The sequence below is a fragment of the Pseudomonas sp. Z4-20 genome (assembly GCF_051131955.1).
GTDB lineage: Bacteria > Pseudomonadota > Gammaproteobacteria > Pseudomonadales > Pseudomonadaceae > Aquipseudomonas > Aquipseudomonas marvdashtae.
Window position 1 is genome coordinate 5,212,243 of record NZ_CP071641.1, and the last position, 24,788, is coordinate 5,237,030.

General features: G+C 60.5%; 14 protein-coding genes. 2 read left to right on the forward strand and 12 right to left on the reverse strand.

What is annotated here, in order from left to right; genetic code table 11:
* Positions 1–294 precede the first annotated feature (294 nt).
* Positions 295–6,447, forward strand: coding sequence for a M3 family metallopeptidase (locus J3P82_RS23805; RefSeq protein ID WP_434559051.1), 6,153 nt, complete (start codon positions 295–297; stop codon positions 6,445–6,447).
* A 117-nt stretch (positions 6,448–6,564) separates the two neighbouring features.
* Here J3P82_RS23805 and J3P82_RS23810 read toward each other — a convergent pair whose 3' ends face one another.
* The gene (locus tag J3P82_RS23810) at positions 6,565–7,467 is read right to left on the reverse strand and encodes a LysR substrate-binding domain-containing protein (protein WP_434559053.1); all 903 of its coding nucleotides are present in this window, start codon (positions 7,465–7,467) and stop codon (positions 6,565–6,567) included.
* A gap of 176 nt (positions 7,468–7,643) precedes the next feature.
* Between J3P82_RS23810 and J3P82_RS23815 the strand changes: the two genes are divergently transcribed.
* Positions 7,644–8,861 carry an MFS transporter gene (locus J3P82_RS23815; RefSeq protein WP_434563945.1) on the forward strand — a complete coding sequence of 406 codons (1,218 nt, stop codon included), beginning with the start codon at positions 7,644–7,646 and terminating at the stop codon, positions 8,859–8,861.
* A 45-nt stretch (positions 8,862–8,906) separates the two neighbouring features.
* Here the strand turns inward: J3P82_RS23815 and hemE are convergent, their stop codons facing one another.
* The 11 genes from hemE to J3P82_RS23870 all read right to left on the reverse strand — a co-directional run bounded on the left by hemE (position 8,907) and on the right by J3P82_RS23870 (position 24,658).
* Positions 8,907–9,974, reverse strand: a complete 1,068-nt coding sequence (gene hemE, locus J3P82_RS23820; protein ID WP_434559055.1) for a uroporphyrinogen decarboxylase — start codon at positions 9,972–9,974, stop codon at positions 8,907–8,909.
* A 130-nt stretch (positions 9,975–10,104) separates the two neighbouring features.
* Positions 10,105–11,523, reverse strand: coding sequence for an FAD-dependent oxidoreductase (locus tag J3P82_RS23825; RefSeq protein ID WP_434559057.1), 1,419 nt, complete (start codon positions 11,521–11,523; stop codon positions 10,105–10,107).
* 127 nt (positions 11,524–11,650) lie between these two features.
* Positions 11,651–16,099, reverse strand: coding sequence for a glutamate synthase large subunit (gene gltB, locus J3P82_RS23830; protein WP_434559059.1), 4,449 nt, complete (start codon positions 16,097–16,099; stop codon positions 11,651–11,653).
* A 350-nt stretch (positions 16,100–16,449) separates the two neighbouring features.
* Positions 16,450–18,015, reverse strand: a complete 1,566-nt coding sequence (locus J3P82_RS23835; RefSeq protein ID WP_434559061.1) for an AAA family ATPase — start codon at positions 18,013–18,015, stop codon at positions 16,450–16,452.
* 10 nt (positions 18,016–18,025) lie between these two features.
* The gene (aroB, locus tag J3P82_RS23840) at positions 18,026–19,126 is read right to left on the reverse strand and encodes a 3-dehydroquinate synthase (RefSeq protein WP_434559063.1); all 1,101 of its coding nucleotides are present in this window, start codon (positions 19,124–19,126) and stop codon (positions 18,026–18,028) included.
* A gap of 148 nt (positions 19,127–19,274) precedes the next feature.
* Positions 19,275–19,793, reverse strand: coding sequence for a shikimate kinase AroK (gene aroK, locus J3P82_RS23845; RefSeq protein WP_186611754.1), 519 nt, complete (start codon positions 19,791–19,793; stop codon positions 19,275–19,277).
* A 4-nt stretch (positions 19,794–19,797) separates the two neighbouring features.
* Entirely contained in the window at positions 19,798–21,870 is a 2,073-nt protein-coding gene (pilQ, locus tag J3P82_RS23850; RefSeq protein WP_434559065.1) for a type IV pilus secretin PilQ, read from the reverse strand.
* Positions 21,871–21,883: 13 nt separating this feature from the next.
* Positions 21,884–22,411 carry a pilus assembly protein PilP gene (locus J3P82_RS23855; RefSeq protein WP_434559067.1) on the reverse strand — a complete coding sequence of 176 codons (528 nt, stop codon included), beginning with the start codon at positions 22,409–22,411 and terminating at the stop codon, positions 21,884–21,886.
* The gene (gene pilO / locus J3P82_RS23860) at positions 22,408–23,031 is read right to left on the reverse strand and encodes a type 4a pilus biogenesis protein PilO (RefSeq protein WP_186611751.1); all 624 of its coding nucleotides are present in this window, start codon (positions 23,029–23,031) and stop codon (positions 22,408–22,410) included. The genes J3P82_RS23855 and pilO overlap by 4 nt, the downstream gene beginning before the upstream one ends.
* A complete protein-coding gene (locus J3P82_RS23865) occupies positions 23,028–23,594 on the reverse strand; it encodes a PilN domain-containing protein (protein WP_434559069.1) in 567 nt (188 codons plus the stop codon). The genes pilO and J3P82_RS23865 overlap by 4 nt, the downstream gene beginning before the upstream one ends.
* Complete coding sequence (locus tag J3P82_RS23870; protein ID WP_434559071.1) at positions 23,594–24,658, reverse strand: pilus assembly protein PilM; 1,065 nt, start codon at positions 24,656–24,658, stop codon at positions 23,594–23,596. The genes J3P82_RS23865 and J3P82_RS23870 overlap by 1 nt, the downstream gene beginning before the upstream one ends.
* Positions 24,659–24,788 lie beyond the last annotated feature (130 nt).

The window sequence follows — 24,788 nt, forward strand, 5'->3', positions numbered from 1 at the left end:
GACGGAGCATGAACGAAGAAGGGCGCCTCTTTGGGCACCCTTCTTAATCAAATCGGCTGTTCGCTTTGGTCTTGAGGTACTCGGCAGAGTCCCAGCGAGTGAATTGTTCGGTCATGGGTTTTGCTCCTGCCAGGATTTAGCGCCACATCAGCTCAAGTCTGTACCACGCCTGCAACGGACGCGGCAAGGTCAACATACCCCTCCATTCCCGCCGGCGTGCGGTAACTATATACCGCCCTTACCCGGCGCTTCCCGCATAGCGTGTTCGCTCCTAACCCCTCTCAGGACGCGAACATGCTGCAAAGCAACCCCTTATTAACCTCTTATGATTTACCGCCATTCTCGGCAATCCGCGCCGAGCATCTGCTGCCGGCCATTGAAAAAATCATCGCCGACAGCCGAATCAAAGTCACCGCCATTATCGCCAGCCAGACGCCTTATCCGACCTGGGACGACTTGGTGTTGGCCATGGATGAGCTGAAGGCGCGGTTGGATACTTCCCTCCAGCTCATCGCAATCATCAGCTCAGTGACGACCCAACCAGGGTGGAGAGACGCGGCAAAACGCTGTTGCGAACGGGTCATGGCTTACCAGGCCGAGCTCGCCCGGAACAGTGAATTGTTTGGGCTGTATCAAAGACTTTCCCATAGCGAGATAGCGCAACAGTTCGATCAGCCTCGGCAAAAGGTATTGCAGAAAATACTGCGGGCGTTCCACCGGGCCGGAGTCAACCTAGCACCTGAACAACAACAGCGCCTGCTGGCCTTGGACAGCGATATAGAGCGGCATCAAGACAAGTTCCACCTGAATGTACAGCAGGCTCATGGCGCGTGGAGCAAGCACATCGAGGAGGAGTCGCTACTGGCCGGCGTCCCTGGCCCGGTCAAGCGTCGCATGGCCCATGAGGCGCGCAGGAGAAACGTGCAAGGCTGGCTGGTGACCTTGAGCGAAGAGTCGCTTCGCGGGGTGCTGTGCCATGCTGAAAACCGGGGGTTACGCAAGGAGGTGTGGGTAGCCTATCAGGACCGTGCCTCGTCCCAAGGACCGCATGACCCTCGGCTCGATAACGACGAAGTACTGGTGTCACTGCTGAAGGCTCGCCACGACAAGGCCCGGTTGCTGGGGTATGAAAATTTCGCCCAGTTGGCACTTGAAGGGCAGATGGTCAAGACAACGGATCAGGTATCGAGCTTTCTGGGCGAGGCACTCGACCGGCACAGAGGCCTTTTCGAGCGAGAGGCAAGGCAACTCAAGGCACTGGCTTCACAGCACGACCTCGATGAGCTGAAGCCTTGGGACTACCAGTACCTGACCGAGAAAACCCGCCGACAGGCGGGGGCCGGCCAAGAACAACTGCGAGTGTATTTACCATTGGACTCGGTGCTCGACCGCTTATGCCTGTTCGTGCAACGGCTGTTTGGTGTCGACATGCTCGAGCGTGCGGATTTTGATCGCTGGCATGAGGATGTGCGTCTTTTTGAAATCAGAGAGTTTGGACAGGCTATCGGCTATCTCTACGTCGACCCGTATCAACATGATCTTGCTGGCGCAACACCCCACGCGCTTGGCCTGCGCAATCGCCGAATGACCGCCGAAGGTCGGCCAAGGCTACCGATAGCCGTGCTGCGCAGCGAACTCCCACCCAGGGACGACGACGCCCCGTGCCTGCTGGATCATCATCAGCTACGCAGGTTGATGCACGAGTTCGGTCATTGCTTGCAGCAACTTTTAACAGGGGAAGACTACAGGACTATTTCCGGGCTGGATGGGCTCGGTCCGGACACCGGTGAGTTCTCCAGCCAAGTACTGGAACAGTGGTGTTTTTCCAAGGATTTTCTGGTTTGGGTATCGGGCCACTACCAGACCAGGGAGCCTATCTCTACCGACCAGGCCGAGCGATTTCTGGCGGGCATCCAGGTGCAGACCAGTTGGACGACGGCGGACTCGCTGCTCTTCATGCTGTTCGATTTCGAGGCCCATCGCACCTTTGGCGACGGACGCGGTGCCTTGCGGGTTTTTGAAGACGCGAACAATAAAATCGATCACCTGCAATGGCCCGAAGCGGTACGGCCATTCAATAACATGACGGGTATCGCCTCGCCTTACGCCGCGAGGATTTATTCTTACAGATGGTCGCAAGTGCTGGCCGAAGAGGCGTTCGAAAAGTTTATACGCATGGGCGTTTTCGACAGTGATACCGGTCGGGCTTTTCGCGAAGCGTTTTTCACTCGCAGCGGCTCTCGTTCGTTGGTGCAATCGCTTGAGTTGTTTCTCGGTGCTCCGTACGCCGGCCGGCTGAGTGCCTCCCTGGGCAACCATGACGCCGTTCTGCAGGCCGATACCGCGCCAGACCCAAGCATCCCGCTGGTGGGTCAGTTGCATACTTCCCAGCAACAAATGATCCTCCTGAACGATACGGTTCCGCGGGCTTCAGAGGTTGCCCTGCAACAAGTGCGTTACTGGCTCAAACGAACCTTCCCTGCCGTGGACGCCACAATAGCGGTAGAACATCTTTCGGTGCGTACGCGGCAAGAGGAGACCGTTATTTCCTCGCAAAGCCTGGCCGACGCCGCCGATGAGCCGGCCATCAAACAGCCCCAGACGCAAACCATTGCCCTGGCGTCGCTTTTCTGGAAGGCGCTCGCTGGCAGGATCGATGCGGATACGCTTTTCCGCGATCCCGGCCAGATCGACATCCTCGTCACCCAAGGCGAAGTCGTCCAGATTCCTGCGGACCTGAACAGCCAAGAAGCCAAGCAACAATTCAAGACGTTGATCAGCAACACGGCAATGTCCTTTGAACCGTTGCTCACGCAGGCACTGGACAACTTCTGGAACAGGCCGGCCGACTTCAGCCGCAGCCGTAAAGTCGGCGAATGGCTGGCCGATGAATTCGCCGCTCAGCTCAGGGCACAAACAGACCTTCACAGGCTGGACGCAACCATGAGCCAGCCGATGCACGAGGCCCTGACCAAACATGCATTGTCGGCACCGGACGCGACTTCTCGCGCCGAACTGGCGGCAAAAGTCCGGCCCGGTGTCTACCGCCTGAATATGGCCTTTACAGCAGGGGCTGACAGTGTGCCGCTACCCTGCACCGTTGTGCTGACGCAGCATGACCATGTCAGCGAATCGGGGACGGCCGTGTTATACGCCCCAGGTCACCCTTTGGAGATCTACGACAATCTGGCGGCACTGAAGGCCGGTCTGATCGAGGGCAGTCTCGCCTGGGAAGCGGTCAGCACCGAACCACTGACGCCGCATTTCCTGACTCATCTGGTGGCGGACCTGCGAGCGACACAGAAAACCATCGTGCGGGATATCTTGCTGGAAGGCCCCGAGACGGGAGAAGAGGTCGCGGCCTGGTCGGCCAGAATCGACAGGGCAGCAGGTGTCGGAGCTGTCCTGGACCTGGCGGGCGTCCTCGACGAGCGTGAGTTCCAGCGGGAGCTGAAAAAACAGAACGAATGGCTGCATGGCAATCCTCAGGTCACCGGTCACGACCGCCGGGAATGGTGGAAAGCGGTACGAGATCTGTACGAAGCCCAGCAGATCCAACCCTCACCGCCCGATCCGGTGACCTTGGCCACCGAGGACGCCGTTAGCGAATGGAGCCGCAAACGGCTGGCCCGGCTCATCACTGAGAAGGGCTACGTGGCCGCGGATCCCGACCAGGTGTTTTTGAGCATCAATCGCTACATCGTTGATCCACACGCCCCCGCAGGTACGTCGCCATGGGAGTCAGGGGTATCGCAAGGAACAAAAGGCATCGTTGTTTACCGCCAGTCCATGACGCAATGGGCAATGTCCAATCTGACGTCGGAAGAACGCAGTGTCACCGCCCCTTTCCTGGAAGGGCCGATGACCTATGACCAGTTTAAGAATGTCATTGAACAGGCAGACGTGGGCGCCCGGATCCTGATCGAACTGCCGATCATGGCCCGGGAACAGCAGACAGAATGGATGGCCTTGAAAGCCAAGCAGATACGGGCGCAGGCGTGGAGTGCCCATATCTCGGGTGACTTCAGGCAAGACAAGGACAACACCGGACTGAATCTGGTGCTGGCGGCACTGGACAGCCCGACGCCGGAGGGCCGTCGCAAGGTCAACACACACGAAGTGGTGGTTCGCCAATTGAAATGGGGCGACAGCGTGCTGAAGGACATACTGGCGTTCGGCAGCGCAAGCTTGGCGAGTCGACCTTCGCTGACGTTGTACACCCCCGGTGCGCCGGACAACAAAATGTTCCGGGACCTGGATGCCGGGAATGTACGGGAGTTGGAGCGGGCCCTGGCCAAGGCACTTACCGCCACGCCTGAGATGACCCAGTGGTTGATTTCGCAGCTCCCGTTGGTGGAGCAGGCCTATCAGGCCGACAGCCTGACGCCGACATCGACCGACCTCACGCTCGATGAAAAGATAAGGAAAATCACCCAGGCGGTCTTCAGGGGTTGGGCAAGAAGCCGGGCTCCAGCTGATTTCGCCTCGAAGTTATCCTGGGCAGGGGTTGATTCCAATCTACTGAACGTGCTGCATGAAACGCAGATAAGCCACGCAGTTAAAACGGCGGATGCGCTGACGCTCAGCAATGCCGAGCGCGACAGCGCCGACGCTCAAGCAGGACGCCGGAACGCGGTCGCTCTGCTGACGGGGGCAATGTCCATGTTTCCCGCCAGCAGACTGGGGGGATTACTTGGGCGAGCGATCCTGCCGGTGATGACCGGAGGGGCCGCAATAGCCGCGATCAAAAGTGAGGGCGCAAGCTTCGATCAGTGGCTCACCGATTTCATCAGCGGATTGGGTGAGGTCCTGGCGGAGGGTGCCGAGGACCTGATAATGGCTCGCGCGGGGCGGCCCCGACATAAGGCGCGTCCGCCGCTATCATCTCTCCCCCGCCTGCAGGATCCGGAACTTAAGCCGTTGCGCCTGAAAGGGTTCGAAGGCAAAGGGCTGAAGTTCGAAGGTCGCGGCCGGTATACAGATGCGGACGGACAGGGTTATCTGAAGCTGGGGATGTACTACTACAAAACGGCGATGCAACAAGGCCAACGGATTATCTATGCACCGGACAACCGGACGAACCAGCGAACGGTGGCTTGGGAGAATGGCCGCTGGAAAGTCGAAGAGCTGCAACGGCTACGCGGTGGTGGGCTGGCGTCGAGCCTGCTCAGCACGCCAGAGGCGCCAAACCAGGCCAAGATCGATATGTTGTCGGACGCCGCTTTGCTGAGGTACAGCGGAGCAGGATGGATAGCCTATTACTGGTACACGTGGGGAATAGCCAACCGGCAAAAGGCAGTTCTCAGGAGCATGCCGGAGGCACTGGTCGAGCAAATATTGCAGGAAAACATGAACGATGTTGGTGCCAGGAATATAGAGGCTTATCGTCGATATATAGATGATTATAAAACCGGAAGGCCTCAACCCAAAAAACGCATAGAAAGACAAAAAAAAGCCAACTACGCATTGTTATCGAAACTCAATATCTGGGGAAAAATCAATAATTTTTCAAATTCTCTAGAACGAAGCGCGGGATTAGCCCTTGATGCTAATAACAAATCAAGACTGTACGACTTGATCTTCAAATATAAAGACAGGCTCATACAGGACGCAGACGTCGATGCCAAATTTTATACATTCAGCAATCTCTTTACCGATGCAACGTTCATTATCATAACCCCGCCCACAGGAATACTGAGAGATACGTTCGAAAGGCTGAGCGCCGATTATAACGAAATGGCAAAAGCCGCGGACGCGCGCGCTGAAGCCTACATAAAATCGGTCATCCCGGGTGATGACGCTGTCGCAGAGGCGGCCAGGGTTGCGTATTTGACGGATCCCATAAACAGGGCTAATTACCAGCATCGCCTGCTCGATGAGTTCTCCACCGAACTGGCAAACCATAATACCCCCCGCATCCACGCAGCCTTGCGCATGCATAAAATCCCTTTCGTTGAAATCAATAAAAGAAAGGCCAATCAATACACCCGATTCGTCACCGAAGAGGATGTCGGTCAGTTCCAAAAAACCATTAAAGGCCCCAACACTCATAACGCGACCTTTGAAATAGAGGCTGTGACAAGGGCGCAAACAAACCCTCGGACACCTACCGCAACCCCTTCAGCGCCTCAACCAGAACCAGAAGGGCCTGCCTCATCGAATCGCTACTCAGTATCCATCAGTCCGCTGGCTGAACTGCAAATGACCTATCGCGACTTCGATCAGGACGCCAATTTGAGAATTACATCAATCATGGATGATATTCGCACCGGTAGGATAACGACGAAATGGGGCAACGGTGCCTATTGGTACACCATGTCGCAGATAGGTGGGAGCCGTGGAAGAGGGCGCTGGCGCGCCGCTTTTGAACGTCAAGGCGATACTTGGACGCTTCAAGGGTTTTATAACTACCACACCAATAGGACGGTTACCGTATGGGGGCAATGACCGACGAGCTCGGGTAACTCAAGCAAAAGCCGTACAAGGCTCATGACGGCTTCATGAACGAAGAAGGGCGCCCGTTTGGACACCCTTCTTCACGTTATGGCGCCATCCGCGCTGACGCTAACCACTCGATAACTCCACCCCATCGGTCAACAACGCCACAAACGCCGCCGCCATCGGCGAACGCTGGTCCTTGCGCTTCACGAGCCACACCGCCGACACCGCCGCCGGGTCGAGCAGCGGGCGATAGACCACCCCATCGATACGCATGCGTTGGTAGGACGCCGGCAATACCGAGACGCCCAGCCCCGCCGCGACCAAGCCAATGATGGTCATGGCTTCGCCGGCTTCCTGGGCGAAATGCGGGCTGAAACCGGCATCGCGGGCTAGGCTCAGGAGTTGCGCATAGAGGCCGCTGCCGTAGCTGCGGGGGAAAAACACGAACGGCTCCTGGGCCAATGCCGAGAGGAACAGGCCCTCTTCGCTGCCTTGGGCCAGGGGATGTTTGGAACTGAGCACGGCCACCAGCGGTTCGCGGCTCAGTTCGATTTTGCTCAAGGAATCGGGCAGCGGTAATGGGCGCATGATGCCGACCTCGATTACCTCGTCCAGCAACGCATCGGCCACCTGGGTGCTGCTCATTTCCCGCAGGTTCAGGTGCACGGTCGGAAAGCGCTGGCGAAACGTAAAAATCGCTTGAGGAATGGTGGAGTTGAATGGCGCCGAGGAGGTGAAACCGATCTTCAGTTCTCCCAGCTCGCCCAATTGGGCGCGGCGAGCCACGTCGGTGGCTTTATCAACTTGGGCCAGAACCTGCCGTGCCTCCTCGAGGAACAACCGCCCGGCCTGGCTTAATTCGACCCGGCGATTGGTGCGCTCGAACAGCCGGGCGCCAATCTCTTGTTCCAACGCCTGGATCTGTTGGCTCAAGGGTGGCTGGGAGATGCCCAAGGCCAGCGCGGCGCGGCCGAAATGCAGTTCTTCGGCCACGGCAATGAAGTAACGCAGGTGACGCAGTTCCATCGGCTTTCCAATAGGTCGTTAAACGTCTTAAACAGGTCGAACAATATATTGGATAGAAACATTGGCCGGCTATATGCTTTTTCCATCGCCTGCTAGGCCGTGCTCCACCGAGGTCCACCGTGAAAATCGCTCTCGCTCCTTTAGCCCATGAAATCCCGCCCCGCGCGCAGGATGAGATGGCTGCTGAATTGAAAGACATCTACATCGAGAAAGGCACGCCGATGTTCATGCGCACGGTGCTGGCGCTGTTCTGCGGTGGCTTTGCGACCTTCGCCCTGCTGTATTGCGTGCAGCCGATGATGCCGCTGTTGTCCAAGGAGTTTTCCATCAACGCGGCGCAGAGCAGCCTAATCCTGTCGGTGGCGACCGGCCTGCTCGCCATCGGTCTGTTGATCACCGGCCCGATTTCCGACCGCATCGGCCGCAAATCGGTGATGGTCGCGGCGCTGTTCGCGGCATCGGTGTGCACGATTGCCAGTGCGATGATGCCGACCTGGCAAGGCGTGCTGGTGCTACGCGCCTTGGTCGGGTTGTCGTTGAGCGGTTTGGCGGCAGTGGCGATGACCTACCTGAGCGAAGAAATCCATCCCAAGCACATCGGCCTGGCGATGGGGCTGTACATCGCTGGCAACGCCATCGGCGGCATGTGCGGTCGCCTGATCACCGGGGTCTTGATCGACTTCGTCAGTTGGCACACCGCGATGCTGGTGATCGGCGGCCTGGCATTGATCGCGGCGGCGGTGTTCTGGCGGATTCTTCCCGAGTCACGCAACTTCCGTCCCCGTTCGCTGCATCCACGCAGCCTGCTTGAGGGTTTCACCCTGCACTTTCGCGACGCCGGGTTGCCGCTGCTGTTCCTCGAAGCCTTCGTGCTGATGGGCGCATTCGTTACGCTGTTCAACTACATCGGCTACCGCCTGCTGGCCGAGCCTTATCATCTGGATCAAGCCTTCGTCGGGTTGCTGTCGGTGGTTTACCTGTCGGGCATCTACAGCTCGGCAAAAATCGGCGCACTGGCGGACAGACTCGGCCGTCGCAAAATGCTCTGGGTTACCATCGCGCTGATGCTGGTCGGCCTCGTGCTGAGCATGGCCACGCCGCTGTGGCTGGTGATCCTGGGCATGCTGGTGTTCACCTTCGGTTTCTTCGGCGCGCACTCGGTGGCCAGCAGCTGGATCGGCCGCCGGGCCCTGAAGGCCAAGGGGCAGGCTTCGTCGTTGTACCTGTTCAGCTATTACGCCGGTTCGAGTATTGCCGGTACGGCGGGTGGCGTGGCCTGGCACCTGGGGGGATGGAACGGAACCGGGTTGTTCATCGGATCATTACTGGTGATCGCGCTGCTGATCGCGCTGAAGCTCGCCAAGTTGCCGCCGCTGGGTGACTTGAAAGCCTGACGCAAGAACAGTGGCGGGAGCGAGCGGGCTCGCTCCCGTGCTGAGTCAGTCGTGAAATTGCGCCGACAACTCATGCACCGCCCGCAGGAAAGCCCCGGCGTGTTCCGGGTCGACTTCCGGGGTGATCCCGTGACCGAGGTTGAAGACGTGACCGCTACCCTTGCCGTAACTGGCGAGGATGCGTCCGACTTCAGCGCGAATGGCTTCAGGCTTGGCGTAGAGCACGGTCGGGTCCATGTTGCCTTGCAGCGCAACCTTGTGGCCCACGCGCTCGCGGGCGTTGCCGATGTCGCAGGTCCAGTCCAGGCCCAAGGCGTCGGCGCCGGCCTCGGCGATGCTTTCCAGCCACAGGCCGCCGTTCTTGGTGAACAGGATCACGGGGACTTTGCGACCTTCGTGCTCGCGGATCAGGCCACTGACGATCTTGCGCATGTAGGCCAGGGAAAACGCCTGGTACGCCGCCGCCGACAGGTTGCCGCCCCAGGTATCGAAGATCTGCACCGCTTGCGCGCCAGCCAGGATCTGGCCGTTGAGGTAGGACGTGACCGACTGGGCCAGCTTGTCCAGCAACAGGTGCATGGCTTGGGGGTTGTCGTAGAGCATCGCCTTGGTCTTGCGGAAATCTTTCGACGAGCCACCTTCGACCATGTAGGTCGCGAGCGTCCACGGGCTGCCGGAGAAACCGATCAGCGGCACCCGACCGTTGAGTTCACGGCGAATGGTGCTGACCGCGTCCATGACATAGCCCAGGTCTTTCTGCGGATCGGGAATCGGCAGCGCTTCGATATCGGCCAGGGTGCTGACGACTTTCTTGAAGCGCGGGCCTTCGCCGGTCTCGAAGTACAGGCCTTGGCCCATGGCGTCGGGGATGGTGAGGATGTCGGAGAACAGGATCGCCGCGTCCAACTGCGGGTAGCGATCCAGCGGCTGCATCGTGACTTCGCAGGCGAACTGAGGATTCATGCACAAGCTCATGAAGTCACCGGCCTTGGCGCGGCTGGCGCGGTACTCCGGCAGGTAGCGACCGGCCTGACGCATCATCCATACGGGGGTGACGTCTACAGGTTGCTTGAGCAGGGCGCGAAGGAAACGGTCGTTCTTCAGGGCAGTCATGTCGGCATCCGGAAAAAAAGTGCGGGCATGGTCTCAAAAGACAGCGGCAAGCGGCAAGCTACAAGCCGCAAGTTAAAAGCAGGATTGGTCTTTCTTGCGGCTTGCAGCTTGAAACTTGCAGCTAACGTCGCTAGACGTTCAGGTAATCCAGGATCCCTTCAGCCGCGGTACGGCCTTCGAAGATCGCCGTCACCACCAGGTCGGAACCCCGGACCATGTCGCCGCCGGCGAAGATCTTCGGGTTGCTGGTCTGGTGCTTGTACTGGCCTTGTTCCGGGGCGACGACGCGGCCCTGGCTGTCGGTCTGGATGCTGAATTGCTCGAACCATGGCGCCGGGCTTGGACGGAAGCCGAAAGCGATGACCACGGCGTCGGCCGGGATGATCTCTTCGGAGCCAGGGATCGGCTCGGGACTACGGCGACCACGGGCGTCCGGCTCGCCGAGACGGGTCTCGACTACCTTCACGCCTTCGACCTTGTCTTCGCCGACAATCGCAATCGGCTGGCGGTTGTAGAGGAATCTAACGCCTTCTTCCTTGGCGTTCTTCACCTCTTTGCGCGAGCCCGGCATGTTCGCTTCGTCACGACGGTAGGCGCAGGTCACCGACTTGGCCCCCTGGCGAATCGACGTACGGTTGCAGTCCATCGCCGTATCGCCACCGCCGAGCACCACGACCTTCTTGCCTTTCATGTCGACGAAATCTTCCGGCGACTTTTCAAAGCCCAGGTTGCGGTTGACGTTGGCGATCAGGAAGTCCAGCGCGTCGTAGACGCCCGGCAGGTCCTCGCCGGCAAAGCCGCCCTTCATGTAGGTGTAGGTGCCCATGCCCATGAATACCGCATCGTATTCTTCGAGCAGTTGCTCCATGGTCACGTCCTTGCCCACCTCGGTGTTCAGCCGGAACTCGATGCCCATGCCGGTGAAGACTTCGCGACGATTGCTCAGCACGCTCTTTTCCAGCTTGAACTCGGGGATGCCGAAGGTCAGCAGCCCGCCGATTTCCGGGTTCTTGTCGAACACCACCGGGGTCACGCCGCCGCGCACCAGCACGTCCGCACAGCCCAGGCCCGCCGGGCCTGCGCCGATGATCGCGACGCGCTTGCCGGTCGGCTTGACCTTGGACATGTCCGGGCGCCAGCCCATGGCGAACGCGGTGTCGGTGATGTACTTCTCCACCGAACCGATGGTCACCGCGCCGAAACCGTCGTTGAGGGTGCAGGCACCTTCACACAGACGATCCTGCGGGCACACCCGGCCGCAGACTTCCGGCAGGGTGTTGGTCTGGTGGGACAGCTCGGCGGCCTGGAGGATGTTGCCCTCGGCCACCAGTTTCAACCAGTTGGGAATGAAGTTGTGCACCGGGCACTTCCATTCGCAGTACGGGTTACCGCAACCCAGGCAGCGGTGGGCCTGGTCGGCCGACTGCTGGGGTTTGAAAGGCTCGTAGATCTCCACGAACTCTTTCTTGCGTTGACGCAACAGTTTCTTCTTCGGATCCTTGCGCCCGACATCGATGAACTGGAAGTCGTTATTCAGACGTTCGGTCATTCTTCAAAACCTCATACACGACAGCTTCAAGCTCTAAGCTTCAAGCTGCAAGACAATCACGGTGGCAGGCACAACGCGCACTGCTGTTAACTTGCGGCTTGGAGCTTGCCGCTTGCTGCTGCGTCGTTTACTGCGGACTCGCACGAGTACTTGAAAGCAGAGACTTCAAATTAGCCGCCTTGGGCTTGACCAGCCAGAAACGACGCAAGTAGTCATCGAGGTTTTCGGCGAGTTCACGACCCCACTCGCTGTCGGTCTCCTCGACATACTCGTTCAGCACGCGCTGCAGGTGGCTGCGATACGCTTCCATCGCTTCGCCGCTGATCCGCTGGATTTCCACCAGTTCGTGGTTGACCCGGTCAACGAAGGTGTTGTCCTGGTCGAGCACATAGGCGAAACCGCCGGTCATGCCGGAGCCAAAGTTGTAACCGGTCTTGCCCAGGACGCAGACAAAACCGCCGGTCATGTACTCGCAACAGTGATCGCCGGTGCCTTCCACCACGGTGTGGGCCCCGGAGTTACGCACGGCGAAACGCTCGCCCGCGGTGCCAGCGGCAAACAACTTGCCGCCCGTGGCGCCATACAGGCAGGTGTTGCCGATGATCGCACTGTCCTGGGTCCGGTAGACACTGCCCTTGGGCGGAACGATGACCAGCTTGCCGCCGGTCATGCCCTTGCCCACATAGTCGTTCGCGTCACCTTCCAGGTACATGGTCAGGCCGCCGGCGTTCCAGACGCCGAAGCTTTGCCCGGCCGTGCCCTTGAAGCGGAACGTGATCGGCGCCTGGGCCATGCCCTGGTTGCCGTGCTTGCGAGCGATTTCACCGGAGATACGCGCACCGATGGAGCGGTCGCAATTACAGATGTTCAGCTCAAACTCGGCACCGCTCATGTCGTTGATCGCCGAAGCGGCCATGTCGACCATCTTCTCGGCCAGCTCGCCCTTGTCGAACGGCGGGTTGCGATCAACCTGGCAGAACTGTGGCTTGTCCGCAGGAATGAGGTCGCTGCCCAGCAATGGAGTCAGGTCCAAGTGTTGCTGCTTGGCGGTCTGGCCTTCGATCACTTCGAGCAGATCGGTACGGCCGATCAGCTCTTCCAGCGAGCGCACGCCCAGCTTCGCGAGCCACTCACGGGTCTCTTCGGCCACGTAGGTGAAGAAATTCACCACCATGTCGACAGTGCCGATGTAGTGATCCTTGCGCAGCTTCTCGTTCTGGGTCGCCACGCCGGTGGCGCAGTTGTTCAGGTGGCAGATGCGCAGGTATTTGCAGCCCAGGGCAATCATCGGCGCAGTGCCGAAGCCGAAGCTTTCGGCGCCGAGAATCGCGGCCTTGATCACGTCGAGGCCGGTTTTCAGGCCGCCGTCGGTCTGCACCCGAACCTTGCCGCGCAGGTCGTTGCCGCGCAGGGTCTGGTGAGTTTCCGCCAGGCCCAGTTCCCACGGCGCGCCAGCGTACTTGATCGAGGTCAGCGGCGATGCGCCGGTGCCGCCGTCGTAGCCGGAAATGGTGATCAGGTCGGCATAGGCTTTCGCCACGCCCGCGGCAATGGTGCCCACGCCAGCTTCCGCCACCAGTTTCACCGAGACCAGCGCCTTCGGGTTCACCTGCTTGAGGTCGAAGATCAGTTGCGACAAGTCTTCGATCGAGTAGATGTCATGGTGCGGCGGCGGTGAGATCAGGGTCACGCCGGGCACCGCATAACGCAGCTTGGCGATCAGGCCGTTGACCTTGCCGCCAGGCAATTGGCCGCCCTCACCGGGCTTGGCGCCCTGGGCCACCTTGATCTGCAACACTTCGGCGTTGACCAGGTATTCGGGCGTCACACCGAAGCGGCCGGTCGCCACTTGCTTGATTTTCGAACTCTTGATGGTGCCGTAGCGCGCCGGGTCTTCGCCGCCTTCGCCCGAGTTGGAGCGCGCACCGAGGCGGTTCATGGCTTCGGCCAGGGCTTCGTGGGCTTCCGGGGACAAGGCGCCAAGGGAAATACCGGCCGAATCGAAGCGCTTGAGCACCGATTCCAGCGGCTCTACTTCGCTGATGTCCAGCGGCGTGTCGAGGGTCTTGACCTTGAGCAAGTCGCGGATCATCGACACCGGACGGTTGTCCACCAGCGCGGTGTATTCCTTGAACTTGCTGTAGTCGCCCTGTTGCACGGCGGCCTGCAAGGTGTTGACCACGTCCGGGTTGTACGCGTGGTATTCGCCACCGTGGACGAATTTCAGCAAACCACCCTGCTGGATCGGCTTGCGCGGGCTCCAGGCTTCGGCGGCCAAGGCCTTCTGTTCGGCTTCGATGTCGACGAAGCGCGCGCCCTTGATGCGGCTCGGCACGCCACGGAAACTCAGCTCGCAGACTTCTTCGGACAGGCCGATGGCCTCGAACAGTTGCGCGCCACGGTACGAGGCGATAGTCGAGATACCCATCTTCGAGAGGATCTTGAGCAGGCCCTTGGTGATGCCCTTGCGGTAGTTCTTGAACACCTCGTAGAGGTCGCCCAGCACTTCACCGGTACGGATCAGGTCGCCCAGCACTTCGTAGGCCAGGAACGGATAGACCGCCGAGGCGCCGAAACCGATCAGCACCGCAAAATGATGCGGATCGCGAGCCGTGGCGGTTTCCACCAGGATGTTCGAATCGCAGCGCAGGCCCTTTTCGGTCAGGCGATGGTGCACCGCGCCGGTGGCCAGCGAGGCGTGGATCGGCAGCTTGCCCGCAGCGATATGACGGTCGGTCAGCACGATCTGGGTGCGACCGGCGCGCGCGGCTTCTTCAGCCTGATCGGCCACGTTTCGGATCGCCGCTTCCAGACCGATGCTTTCGTCGTAGTTCAGGTCGATGACCTGGCGCTCGAAGCCCGGGCGATCGAGGTTGGTCAGCGAGCGCCACTTGGCCGGGGAAATGACCGGCGAGCTGAGGATCACGCGCGAAGCGTGTTCCGGCGACTCCTGGAAGATGTTGCGTTCTGCGCCGAGGCAGATTTCCAGCGACATCACGATCGCTTCGCGCAGCGGGTCGATCGGCGGGTTGGTGACCTGCGCGAACTGCTGGCGGAAATAGTCGTACGGCGTGCGCACGCGCTGCGACAGCACCGCCATCGGCGTGTCGTCGCCCATGGAGCCGACCGCTTCGTAGCCTTGCTCACCCAGCGGACGCAGCACCTGGTCACGCTCTTCGAACGTCACCTGGTACATCTTCATGTACTGCTTGAGCTGATCGACGTCGTAGAAAGCCGAACCGTGGTCGTTGTCTTCCATGGTCGCCTGGATACGCAGGGCGTTCTTGCGCAGCCATTGCTTGTACGGGTGACGGGACTTGAGACGGTTGTCGATGGCGTCGGTGTCGAGGATCTGGCCGGTTTCGGTGTCCACGGCGAAGATCTGGCCCGGGCCCACGCGGCCCTTGGCGATGACGTCTTCGGGCTGGTAGTTCCAGACGCCGATTTCCGAGGCCAGGGTAATGAAGCCGTTGGTGGTGGTGACCCAGCGTGCCGGACGCAAGCCGTTACGGTCGAGCAGGCACACCGCGTAGCGACCGTCGGTCATGACGATACCGGCCGGGCCGTCCCACGGTTCCATGTGCATGGAGTTGTATTCGTAGAAGGCGCGCAGGTCCGGATCCATGGTCTCGACGTTCTGCCAGGCTGGCGGAACGAGCATGCGCACGCCACGGAACAGGTCGATGCCGCCGGTCACCATCAGTTCGAGCATGTTGTCCATGCTCGAGGAGTCAGAACCCACGCGGTTGACCAGCGGGCCGAGCTCTTCGAGATCCGGCATCAAGTCGTTGGCGAACTTGGTGCGACGGGCCAGGGCCCAGTTGCGGTTGCCGGTGATGGTGTTGATCTCGCCGTTGTGGGCAAGGAAGCGGAAAGGCTGGGCCAACGGCCATTTCGGCAGGGTGTTGGTGGAGAAGCGCTGGTGGAACACGCAGATCGCGGTCTTCAGGCGCTCGTCGCTCAGGTCCGGATAGAAGGCGGTGAGGTCCGCCGGCATCATCAGGCCTTTATAAATGATGGTCTTGTGGGAAAAGCTGCAGATGTAGTGGTCGGTGTCGGCAGCGTTGGCCACGGACGAACGACGACGGGAGCTGAACAGCTTGATCGACATTTCCTGGTCGCTCAGGCCTTCGCCGGCGATGAACACCTGTTCGATCTTCGGCAGGCGCTCCAGGGCCAGGCGGCCGAGGACGCTGGTGTCGATTGGCACTTTGCGCCAGCCGACCAGTTGCAGGCCGGCGGCCAGGATCTCACGATTCATGTTTTCGCGAGCCGCCTCAGCCTTCACCGGGTCCTGGTTGAAGAACACCATGCCCACGGCGTACTGCTTGGGCAGGGTCACGCCAAACGTTTCCTGGGCTACGGTACGCAGGAACTCATCGGGCTTTTGAATCAGCAAGCCACAACCGTCACCGGTCTTGCCGTCGGCGTTGATCCCGCCACGGTGGGTCATGCAGGTCAGGGCCTCAATGGCCGTTTGCAAAAGGGTATGGCTGGGCTCGCCCTGCATGTGGGCTATCAGGCCGAAACCGCAGTTATCCTTGAATTCATCTGGTTGGTACAGACCTGCTTTCATAGACACTTTCTCACCAGGCTGCCTCTATTCGAGGCAAATTTCTTTTCAATTCAACCAGTTGCGTTCCGCGCCGAACGTACGCCAGCTTTGCGGGGGCAAAAGGGAGGTCATTGTACACACCGACACAGGGGCTCACAAATTTGACGACGAACTGTCGCAAATCCATGTCGCATTTGTGAAAGGTTTAAAGCTATATGCTGTGCTAGTCAAAACTTTTTTGGGTTCGACCGCTACGACTCAAACGCTACTGTGACGCAGACACCACAAGGCGCGCGGCCTGAAAGGTCGCTCGCCGTTGCGGAAATTTTGAGGTTGCCGGGAGAGGCGGCCTGGGTAAGGCCGCCGAATCATCAGCGAGTTGCTGCCAGTTCCTGTTGGACGCTGGCGACAGTGCGAGGCCAAGGTTTACCAGCCTGAACCTTCGCTGGCAAGGCCTTGATGGCGGAAACGGCTGCGTCACGGTTGGCAAAGCTGCCGTAGGTGATGACGTAAAGCGGCTTGCCGTTGAGCACTTTCTTGAAGTAACGGTACTCGCCGCCCTGCTCCTTGACGAAACTCTGCGCAGCAGTTTCGGAGCTGGTGCCGAGGATCTGCACCACATAGTTGCCCGGCGCCTGGCCGGCATACCAGCTACCGCCGGCGGCTTTGGCCGGAGTGGCGGCAGGCTTGGCTGCCGGGGCCGGAACCGGAGCAGGCTTGGCGGTCGCCAGCTGAGTCGGCGCCGGGGTCGGCTTGGCGGCGGGAGCTGGGGTCGGCGTCGGCGCTGGCCCTGCAGGCACACCGGCAGGTGGCGCGGTGGTGGTCACGGTAGGCGGCACGTCGCTGGTGTCTTCGATCGGCGGCGGTGCGCCGTCGTCGCCTTCGGTTATTCCGCCAGCCGCTTCAGCCAGGGGACCGCGCATGACCGGCTGCGACTGCCCGACCAGCGGCAGCGGCATTGGCTGCGTGTTGCCGGCAAATTCCACCGCCGGGGCGCCGGCACCTGCGTTGGGTTGCGGCGTGCCCTGACCGAGAGGCAGCTGTGCCTGTTCGTTGGCAGGTGCGCCGGTGGTGGGTGCCTTGTTGCGACCTGGCATCAGCCAGGCGGCAGCGACCGCGACCACGACTACGGCGGAAATCGCCAATACGTGTTTCTTCGGCATGTTGAACCCCATACTTGGACGCTTCACCGCTGAGCGGCTGGCGATCATGATTTCGATCAGAGCATCTCGGGCCACCTGGTTGATGTTGCCAGGCCAGCCGTCGGAGCTTTCGTGAATCTCAGAGATCTGATCCGCGGTGAAAAGTTCGATACCCCGGCCCGCGCCTTCAAGACGCTGTGCCAGGTATTCGCGGGTTTCTTCTTCGGTGTACGGCGCCAGTTCGATGACGTGGAAACGCTCTTCCTCAAGTTCCAGTTGGTCCAGGACAGCGATCAACGACGACTCGCCAAACAGGAACACGTGAGGGCGTCCTTCCGGCGCACCGGCGGCGAGGGCCAGCAAAGCTTCCAAGGCAGATTCGTCGAGTTGTTCGGCATCATCCACCAGGAGATAGACTTCCTGACCGGTCAGCGCCAATTGCACGATCTGGTCGAGAATCGCGCCAATCTCCGCCTGGGCGACATTCAGCGCCTGGGCCACTTGACGCAGTACACCCGCCGCATCGCCCGCGCCACGGGCCGACACCACCACGCTTTGCACCGACTGTTTGTTGGTACTGGCCACCAGCGCCTGGCGCAGCAAAGTCTTGCCGCTGCCCTGGGGGCCGGTGACGACCAACAGCAACTGGCTATAGCGCGCCAAGTGGTGCAACTGGCCCAGCACCGGCTTGCGTTGGGCCGGGAAGAACTTGAAGCCCGGGACCCGAGGAGCAAATGGGTCATGACTTAACTGGAAGTGGCCGAGGAAAGCCTCGTCGGCATGCAAACTAGTCATCGAAATCTTCTTAACCTTTAAGCTGAGCCAGGGCGCGGTAGTCCGCTCCCAGCGTGGCCTGTAGAACCTCTTTCGGATAATCGTCGGTCACCACCGCTTCGCCCATGTGGCGCAGCAGCACCAGACGCAGACGACCGTCGATCACTTTTTTGTCGATTGCCATGTGTTCAAGAAAATCCGCCTCGGTCATTTCTTCGGGCGGAACGACCGGCAGCCCGGCGCGTTGGAACAGCCGAATCCCACGATCACGCTCCTGCTCGCTGATCCAGCCCAGGCGCGTAGACATCTCCAGGGCCATGACCGTCCCCGCGGCAACGGCCTCGCCATGCAGCCAGACGCCATAACCCATATGGGTTTCGATGGCATGGCCGAAGGTGTGGCCCAGGTTGAGCGTGGCACGCACGCCCGACTCGCGCTCATCGGCGCCAACCACCGCAGCCTTGGCTGCGCAGGAACGCTCGATGGCGTAGGTGAGCGCCGTTTGATCCAGCGCATGCAGGCGATCTACGTTGTCTTCGAGCCACCCCAGGAATGGCTCGTCACAGATCAGCCCGTACTTGATGACTTCCGCCAACCCGGCGGACAGCTCGCGCGCCGGCAAGGACTTGAGCGTGGCGGTGTCGACCAGCACCACGTTGGGCTGATAGAACGCACCCACCATGTTTTTGCCCAGCGGATGGTTGATCCCGGTCTTGCCACCGACCGAGGAGTCGACCTGGGAAAGCAGCGTGGTAGGAATCTGGATGAAATCCACACCGCGCTGATAGCACGCCGCGGCAAACCCTGCCATGTCACCGATCACGCCGCCACCCAGGGCGATCACGGTGGTGCGGCGATCATGCCGCGCGGTCAGCAGCCCGTCGAAAATAAGTTGCAGGGTTTCCCACGTCTTGAAGGCCTCACCGTCAGGCAACACGACGGAAATGACCGAAAAAGCCGACAGGCTGCGAGTCAGGCGTTCCAGATACAAAGGGGCGACGGTTTCATTGGTGATGATCGCCACTTGCCGCCCAGCGATGTGTGGCGCCAGCAGTTCTGGCTGGTCCAGCAAGCCTTCGCCAATGTGAATCGGGTAGCTGCGCTCGCCCAGATCGACCTTAAGTGTCTGCATGTGTCCCCACAGTGAAGATGAAATCAGGCGTCCTGCCTGCAATTAACGAAAGTCCGTGGCGCCTGCCATGGCGCCAGTTAATGGCCATCCGCCACGCCCCAGTCGGGCTTGGACGGGATGCCGAGGATAGCGCATTTCGCGCGGCGCATTAACGGGGGGGCAATTGTTGGAGGCGCTCCAGAATTTCCAGCACCACCATCCGTGGCGGACGCTCATCGGTTTCGATGACCAGATCGGCTATTTCCCGGTACAGCGGGTCACGCACCTCCAGCAGGTCCCGCAAGGTCCTGGCCGGGTCGGCGGTACGCAACAGCGGGCGGTTGCGATCACGGGCGGTGCGGCCGACCTGCTGTTCAACGGATGCATGCAGATAGACCACTCGTCCGCCGGCATGCAGCGCCCGACGATTGGCTTCGCGCATCACCGCGCCGCCGCCGGTGGCCAGCACCACGCCTTCGAAACCACACAGCTCGGCAATCATCGCCTGCTCGCGGTCGCGAAAGCCCGGCTCGCCTTCCTTATCGAAGATCCACGGGATATTGGCACCCGTGCGCAATTCAATTTCCTTGTCGGAATCTTTGAATGGCAGGCGCAGCTCTTTGGCCAGCAGACGGCCGATGGTGCTTTTTCCAGCCCCCATCGGTCCAACAAGAATCAAATTTCGCACAGAATCAACGACTCACAGCAATCGCCTGGTTGTTCATGATACGCGGAGTGAGAAACACCAGCAGCTCGGATTTTTTCTCCGAAACCACATCACGCCGGAAAAGGCGGCCAAGATACGGCACATCGCCAAGAAATGGCACCTTATCTACGACCTTGCTCTGAGTATTTGAGAAAACCCCGCCGATCACAATGGTCTCGCCATCATTGACCAGCACCTTGGCGTTGACCTCGTTTTTCTTGATGGGCGGTACATCCTGGACCTTGTTCAAGTAGTCCGGCTCATCCTTGGTGACCTTGACCTCCATGATGATTCGGTTGTCCGGGGTGATCTGCGGCGTGACTTCCAGCGATAGCGAGGCTTCCTTGAACGACACCGAGGTGGCGCCGCTGGAGCTGGCTTCCTGGTAAGGGATTTCGGTGCCCTTGAGGATTTTCGCGGTCTCCTTGTCGGAGGTCACCACTTTGGGCTGGGAGACGATTTCCCCATTGCCGGTTTTTTCCATCGCCGTCAGCTCCAGGTCCAGCAACACGTTGTCGGTGATGAACGCGATACCGATTCCCGAAGTATTGCCTGACGCGCCCAGGTCGACGAATGGCTGGTTGGTGCTGGTGCTGCCCGGCGTGCCAATGGTGGTGGAGTCACCGGTGGAGACGCCGGAAGAATTCCAGTTGCCCTTGTTCTGGATCGAGCCGCCCCAACGCACGCCCAGGCTTTTGTCGTAATCGACGTTGGCCTCGACGATTCGCGCCTCGATCATCACTTGGCGCACCGGAATATCCAGCTGCGCCACGATCCGGCGCAGCTCGTCGAGCCGGTCCTGGGTCTGGTAGGCAATGATGTTGTTGGTCCGCTCATCGACCGTGATCGTGCCACGCTCGTCAGCCTTCGCCTCGGCACTGGTCACCGACTGGAACAGCTTGGCAATGTCGGCCGCCTTCGCATAGTTGACCTGCAACAGCTCGCGCCGCAGCGGCGCCAGGTCGGCAATCTGCTTCTGGGATTCCAGCTCCTGGCGCTCGCGTGCTGCAATCTCATCCGCTGGCGCCACCAGCAGCACATTGCCAACCATGCGCTTGTCCAGCCCCTTGGTCTTGAGCACAAGGTCCAACGCTTGGTCCCAAGGTACGTTCTGCAAGCGCAGGGTGATCCCGCCCTGCACCGTGTCGCTGGCCACCAGGTTCAGATTGGTGAAGTCGGCGATCAACTGCAGTACCGAGCGCACTTCAATGTCCTGGAAGTTGAGGGACAACTTTTCGCCGTTATAGGCGGCACGATCGGTGTTGCGTTTTTGCAGGTCCTCGACGCTCATTGGCCGGACACTGACGGTCAGCTTGTTGTCGGTCTGGTAGGTCGAATAGTCGAACGTGCCGCTGGGCTCGATGCTGATGGTGGCGCGGTCGGCGCCAGCACTGGCATTGACGAATTGCACCGGGGTGGCGAAGTCCTTGACGTCCAGGCGCACCCGCAACGGTTCGGGCAACTGCGTCCTGGCAAAATTGAGGATGATCTTGCCTTCGCGCTCCTGGATGTCGGGAGCGATGGATGGGTCCGACAGGTCGATCACTACATTGCCTTCACCCTGGGTGCCACGCTGGAAATCCACCCCCCTGATGGCTTTGCCCACCGGGGCGCTGGCCCTGGCGGGCGCAGGGCTGGCGATTGCCGGGCGCGGGGGTTGCGCGGAGGTCCTGGCAGCCGCGCCCTTGCCGACCACCACGAACAGGTTGTTTCCCTCGATTCGCGTGTCATAAGGCGCCAATTGCGTAAGACCGATGATCAACCGGGTTCGCTCACCCGCCTCTACCACCGTGGCGCTGCGCGCATTGCCTGCGCCAAGGTCACGGCTCTTGCTGGCTAATTTACTGGTCACGCCAGGCAGGTCCAGCGCGATACGGGCCGGTTGTTCGGTGGTATAGCCTCGCGGCGTCGGAGGTGGCCCGTCGAAGGTGAGCTTCAGCTCGATACGGTCACCCGGCAGCGTCGCGACGTCGAGCGTCTTCAGGCTGGCCCCATGAACCATCGGCGACAGCAGCGCTATCCATAGCGAAATACCGAGGGCTGGAAAAATCCTGTTCATTGTTCGAATTCCACTATGAGTGCTCTTTCAAAGGAATGGTCCGCGGCCGCTCCAGCCAGGCACCTTCGCCGTCCGGAACGATTTCGACCACATCGACCTGGGTGGCGCTGATGGCGACGATCCGTCCGTCGTTGCGCCCCAGATAGTCACCGACCTTCAACCGATGCACCCCACCCGCGCCGCGCAAGAGCGCAAATGAGCCACTGGCATTGGAGATCGTCCCGACCATTTCAAACTGCTCGATGTTGAAGCCTTCCAGGTATTGCTTGGCTCGATTGGGGTCGGGCCGCACGTTGCGCGAGCCCTGTTGCCGGCCGGCCTGGTCCACGCGCACCTGCTGGGAGAATGGGCTACGCAGATTGGCGGCGCTGTAGGTAAAGGTTTCGTTAGGCCTGAAGGTCGGCGTGGGTTCTATCTTGCCGGGCGGGCGCAGGCGCACCTCGTTCATGTAGGCGTCCAGGTCGCTGAAGCCGTCGCCGTTGTTGCATCCAGCCAACGCGAGTAACCCGACCAGCAGGCTGATGCGACAGGTCGACCTCATGGCTGGGCCTCCTGCTCGTTGTACCGGTAGGTCTTGGCCTGGATGCTCATGCGCAGCTTCGCCCCTGCTTCGGGCTCCATCGGTGCGATTTCGAAATCGTGCAGGGTGACGATCCGGGGCAATCCGGCCACACCGCTGACGAAAGTCGCCAGGTCATGGTAGCCGCCCGTCACGGTGATCTGGATCGGCAACTCGATGTAGAACGGCTGGGTGACTTCCGGCAACAGCTTGATTTCCTCGAACTCCAGGCCGCTGCCCAGGCCCGTGCGAGTGATATCTTCCAACAGGCCGGGCACCTCGGTATCACTGGGCAGTTGCCGCAACAGCACGCCGAAGGACGTCTCCATCTGCTTCATCTGTTCGGTGTAGCGCTCCAGGTTCGCCGCCATGTGGGCCTTGCCCGCAAATTGCGCCTTGAGGGTATTTTCTTCCTCGCGCACCTGCTGCAGCTGGGTTTGCAGGTCGCTCAAAGCAAAGTTATAGCCCAGTCCCAGCACCAGGATGACCAACAAGATGCCGGCCAGCCACTTGACCGCCATGGGCCACGAACCGACGTTGTTGGTATCCAGGTCGCTGATGTCGATCTTGCGCAGCGCGTCCAGCCACTCCCCCGGCTTCATTGGGCGTCCTCCGCATCGGCCGGGCGGGTCTGGCGAACCGTCAGCTGGAAAACGTTCGCCTGGTCAAGCTGGCCTGCCGTGGTGGCCTTGACTTCCGTCAGGCTGGGCGCGTCGAACAGGTCCGATGAGTCCAGGTTGCGCATCAGGTCCGAGACGCGGTTGTTGGACTGCGCCGCGCCCTTGATGGAGAGCGTGCCCTCCTCCATCTTTACCTCGGTGAAATACACGCCGTCCGGCAAGGTCCGCGCCAGCTGGTCGAAAATGCGTGCGCTGACCGGTCGGTTACCTTGCAAGTCCTGGATGATGCGCATGCGCTCCAGCAGTTGCTGCCGACGAGCCTTGAGCTCGCTGATCTGCTGGATGCGTTCGTCGAGTATCGCAATCTGCCCGGTGATGTGGCCGTTACGCGCCGTTTGATAGTCGATGGCACTGTTCAGGTACTGCACCGCAATCAGCGTCAGCCCTACCGCGCCGACCAGCGCTCCCACCAGCGCCAGTAAAAAGCGTTTGCGACGCTCTTCGCGCAGCTCTTCGCGCCAGGGTAGAAGGTTGATCCGCGCCATCAGTCAAAACTCCTGAGGGCCAGCCCGCAGGCGATCATCAGCGCCGGCGCGTCACTGGCCAGGGCGCCCGCATTGACCTTGCTGCTCAAGGCCATGTTGGTGAACGGGTTGGCCACTTGGGTCGGTGTGCCCAAGCGCTGTTCGATCAGCCGATCCAGGCCCGCAACCGACGCCGTGCCACCGGCCAGCAGAATGTGATCCACCGCGCTGTACTGGCCCGAAGCGAAGAAGAACTGCAAGGAGCGCGACACCTGCTGGACCAGCGCTTCGCGAAACGGTTGCAGCACCTCGCTGAGATAGTCGTCCGGCAAGCCGCCCTGTTTTTTCGCCTGGCCGGCCTGCTCGGGGGTCAGGCCATAGCGGCGCTGGATCTCCTCGGTCAGCTGGCGACCACCAAACAGTTGTTCCCGGGTATAAATGATGCGGCCATTGTGTAGCACGCTGAGCGTGGTCATCGTGGCACCGATGTCGATCACCGCCACGGTCAGGCGCTCCTGGGACGCGGCCAGCTGCGTGGCGAGCAGGCCAAAGGCGCGCTCCAGCGCGTAGGCTTCCACGTCAACCACGCGAGCGGTCAGCCCGGCGAGCGCCAATGCGGCCTCGCGAACCTCGACGTTTTCCTTGCGACACGCCGCCAGCAGCACTTCGACCCGCTCGGTACTGCGGGGCGATGCACCCACCACTTCGAAATCGATCGCCACCTCATCCAAGGGATAAGGGATGTACTGGTCGGCTTCGATCTTGAGCTGGTTTTCCATGTCGTCGTCGGACAGCCCGGCGTCCATCTCGATGGTCTTGGTGATGACCGCCGAACCCGCAACGGCCACCGCCACGTTGCGCAAGGGCGTCTTGGCCTTGGCCAGGACCCGCGATAGCGCCTGTCCCACGCCCTCGAGCTCGGCAATGTTCTTTTCAACCACTGCGTTGGCCGGCAACGGTTCGACCGCATACGACTCGACGCGGTAACGGTCCCCCTGGCGACTCAATTCGAGCAGCTTCACCGACGTCGAGCTGATGTCGATCCCCAGAAGCGCATGGGCTTTTTTATTGAAGAGTCGTAGCACTACCAATTCCCTATGACTATCCGTGAGTTACGGACTCTCTAATATGCGTTGCGTTCAATCCCCCCGGTCCGATGGACGTCCGGATGGCGTTTCCAACGAAAAAAAATGCTTATAATGCCCAGCGTTTTTT